Raw genomic sequence first — 3,575 nt, 5'->3', positions numbered from 1 at the left:
GGGCAGGGTGGGATGGACGAAGACATAGGCCCCCCGCCGGTCCAGCTCGGCCCAAAGCGGCTCAAACAGTTCATCTCCCAGGTAGCGCCCCCCCACCTGGGTGAAAAGGGCCACCCCGTCCAGCCCCAAGACGTCCAGGGCGTAGGCCAGCTCTGCCAGCACGGCCTCCACGTCGGGCAGTGGCAGGGCAGCCAGGGCCGCATAGCGGCGGGGATGCTGGCGCAGGAGTGCTGCGTAGAACTCGTTGGTGGCGCGGGCCAGCTCCCGGGCCTGGGCCCCGTCTCCCAGGAAGACCCCCGGCGGGGGCAGCGAAACCACCGTGGCGGTAATTCCATAGCGGGCCATCATCTCAAGCTGCTCTTCCACCGTCCAGGGCGGCACCGGGGCCGGGCCCAGGGCCTGGGCCACCGCCGCGGTGTAGTGGGGGGGCTCGAGGTGTCCGTGCAGGTCGAGGCGCATGCTCACTCCAAAATGGCCACCACCCGGGCCGGGGCGGCGCTGGCCCCCACGATGCGCAGGGGGAAGCAGGCCACCCTAAAGCCGGTGCTGGGCAGGGCCCCTAGGTTGCATAGGCGCTCGAGCTGGGCGTAGGGCAGGTCGGCCTGGTGAGCCGCCCAGAAGATGCCGGGCCGGTTCTGTTCCAGGGCCTCTTGGGCCTGCAGGTGCAGGGGCCGATCCCAGCCCCAGGCGTCAATCCCCATCACCCGCACCCCCTGGTCAAAGAGCCAGCGGGTGGCCTCCACGCTCACCCCGGGGCCTTTCGTCCAGTAGTCGGGGGCCCCGTAGAAGGCATCCCGCCCAGTGCGCATGAGCACGATGTCCAACGGCCGCAGGACGTGGCCGATGCGTGCCAGCTCGGCCTCCACCTCGGCCTGGGTGATGGCCTCGCCGTCGGCCTTGTGGCGGAACTCCAGCACCACCCCTGGGGCAAAAAACCACTCCAGCGGCAGCTCGTGGATGCGGGGGGCGGGCCTTCCGCCGATGACCGAGTTGTAGTGGTAGGGCGCGTCCACGTGGGTAGAGCTGTGGGTGCCCAGGTGGGTGATGGTCTCCACCGCCCAGGCCTCGCCCCGCCGCAGGTGTTCGGGGCCCAGGCCGAAGAGGGCCCGCACCTCCTCGAGGCCCGCCTTGTGGTCGGAGAACTCGATGCTGATGCGCTGAAAGGGCGGCATCTCGGGAGGGGTGGCCTGGATGGGCGCCGAGAGGTCAATGAAGCGGGGCATGCCTCTCTCCTTACCCCAGGCCGCGCTTGCCCCAGGGGTTGGGCTGCTGGCGGTCGGGGACGAGCTCGAGGTCGGCGGCGGCCACCTTCTCGGCGGGCGGGAAGGCCTCCAGCATGGAGTCGGGCATGGCGGTGTTGCGGTAGAAGGTGTTGGAGCCCTGGGACGGCCGCCAGCGCACCGGCTCCCAGTCCGGCACGTAGTTGCGCACCCCACCGGTGTTTATCTCAATGCGCAGCCCACCGGGCTCGCGGAAGTAGAGGTAGGTCTGCTCCCCCATGCCGTGGATGCCGGGGCCGTACTCCAGCGGCACCCCCGCCTCCAGCAAAAGGTCGGCAGCCCGCTGGTGCAGCTCGCGGTTGTCCACCCAGAAGGCCAGGTGGTGCAGCCGGCCGGGAATGAGCGACATGTCCTTGGCGAAGGCCAGGTCGTGGTTCTTCTCGTTGGTGGTGACCATGGCGAAGACCACGAAGTCGGGGTTGTCCTCCAGGCCGTTGTAGCACATGAAGCGGAAGCCCAGCACCCGGCGGAACCACTCCGCATCGCGGTAGGGGTCGCTGCTGGCCACGGTCAGGTGGTCAAGCTGGCGCGGCTCCAGGCCCCCGCCGGTAAAGCGTTGGGGCCGCTCGGGGTAGGTGGAGGCCCGCTCGGGCGGGGCCTGGTAGCGCTCCACCTCCCAGACCAGCTCCAGCGTGTGCCCCCCGGGGGCCCGGAAGCGGTAGGCCGGGCCGTGGCCAAAGCTTCCCTCCACCCACTCCCCCTGTACCCCGCTGGCCTCGATGTTGCGCACGGCCTGCTCCAGGTCCTCCGGGCTCCAGGTGCGCCAGGCCGCGTGGCCCAGGGCGGGCAGCTCGCCTTGGGTCAGGATCAGGCTGTAGGTGTAGTGGTCGCCCCAGCAGCGCAGATAGGCCCGCTCGGCCTCGCGGTGCACCAGGTAGAGCCCGCCAATCTGGGTAAAGAAGGCCAAGGACTCCTCGAGCTTCGGGGTGATGAGCTCCACATGGACCAACTGGGACAAAAGGCACCTAGGCATGGCTCCTCCTATGGGTCTTCGGCATACCAACCTCCTCAAAACGAGGAAACCTGCACCAGCTCGAGCAGGTTCCCTGCGTTGTCACGGATAAAGGCCATGGGGCCGCCCTCGATGCGGGCCCGCATGACCACTTCCACCCCCCGCCCCTCGAGCTCCTTCACCGCCGCCTCCACATCCTCCACCGCAAAGGCCAGGTGCTTGGTGCCGTGGGTCTTGAGGTCGGCGTGGGGGGTCTTGCGTTCCTCGGGCAGGGGGTTCGCGCCGGGCACCTCAAAGAGCTCCAGGCGGAACTCCCCCCGCCGCAAAAAGGCCACCCGGGCCGGGATGGCCTCCAGGTAGAGGGTCTTCTCCAAGGCAAAGCCCAGCGCCCGGCCGTACCAGGCGATGCTCTCCTCCAGGTTGGGCACGCTCAGGCCCAGGTGATGGGGGCGAAGCTCAAGCATGGTCCTCCCAAGGGTTGCGGTTCAACCTGCGCTCGTCGTTGGTCAGGTAGCCCACGAAAAGCCCCAGCGGGTCGCGCCGGGCCCGGATGGCCTGCAAGCGCGCCCAGTTCTCCTCCCGCATAAAGCGCAGCGAGCGGGTGGTGAAGTCGGAGTCGCCCAGGTACTGGCCCAGGGTGACGGGCTCGAGGCGCCGCATCTGCTGGGCCAGCCACCCCCGGCAGCGCTCATCGTCGGTGGGGTCGCGCCAGATGGTGTAAAGGGCGAAGTATATTTCGCTCTGCAAGGACAGGGCCATATCCGGCAGGGGGCGCAGTGGGGCCATGCTGAACCACAAGGCGAAGGTCTCGGGGGTGGGCGGGGTGGTGAAGGCCTCCACCAAGCGGGGCACCACTGCCTCCGGGGGCCCCTGGAGCCAGGCGTTGTCCACCGCGTAGCGGGCCCCCTCGGGGTTCTGCCTTAGCTGCTCGCGCCGCTCGTCCTCAAAACTGGTGGGCTCGGCCACCTGGCGGAGCAGGGCCTTTTCCAAGGCCGGGCTTGTCTCCAACAGGGCCAAAGCCTCCCGTCCCTCCGCCGGGCTATCCACCATGGCCAGGCCGTGCACCACCAGGGCCCGCTGGCTAAAGCCCGGGGGCACCAGGCTCAAGGCCACCAGCTCCACCCGGGGGTCCACCTGGGCGTGCACCTCCTGCAACCAGGCCAGCACCTCCGCGGTGCAGTCCAGGGGGTAGACGTGGGTGGTCTGGGTGAGGGCCTTGGGCAAGGGGCGGGTCTGCAGGTAGAAGCGGGTCACCACCCCGGGGAAGCCCGGCCCGGCCCCCCGGGCGGCCCAGTAGAGGTCGGGGTTCTCCTCGGCGTGGGCCCGCACCCGCTCCCCCTCAG

At 69.5% G+C, this 3,575-nt stretch carries 4 protein-coding genes and 1 pseudogene; all 5 read right to left on the bottom strand.

The features are described 5' to 3' along the window. A partial coding sequence (locus Mlute_RS14535; RefSeq protein ID WP_147371122.1) for an amidohydrolase family protein occupies nt 1-459 on the bottom strand: 459 nt, incomplete at its 3' end. A gap of 2 nt (nt 460-461) precedes the next feature. Beyond that, entirely contained in the window at nt 462-1,223 is a 762-nt protein-coding gene (locus Mlute_RS14530) for a cyclase family protein (RefSeq protein WP_119361262.1), read from the bottom strand. A 10-nt stretch (nt 1,224-1,233) separates the two neighbouring features. Then, the gene (locus tag Mlute_RS14525; RefSeq protein WP_119361261.1) at nt 1,234-2,253 is read right to left on the bottom strand and encodes a VOC family protein; all 1,020 of its coding nucleotides are present in this window, start codon (nt 2,251-2,253) and stop codon (nt 1,234-1,236) included. Nucleotides 2,254-2,288: 35 nt separating this feature from the next. Further along, nucleotides 2,289-2,696, bottom strand: a complete 408-nt coding sequence (locus Mlute_RS14520; RefSeq protein ID WP_119361260.1) for a VOC family protein — start codon at nt 2,694-2,696, stop codon at nt 2,289-2,291. After that, nucleotides 2,689-3,575: pseudogene (locus tag Mlute_RS14515) on the bottom strand (FAD-binding oxidoreductase); the annotation flags it as partial. The gene Mlute_RS14520 and the pseudogene Mlute_RS14515, both read right to left, overlap by 8 nt.

The organism is Meiothermus luteus (assembly GCF_003574085.1).
GTDB lineage: Bacteria > Deinococcota > Deinococci > Deinococcales > Thermaceae > Meiothermus > Meiothermus luteus.
Note: the sequence above shows the minus strand (reverse complement) of the source record. Positions and strands in the feature narration are given on the sequence as shown.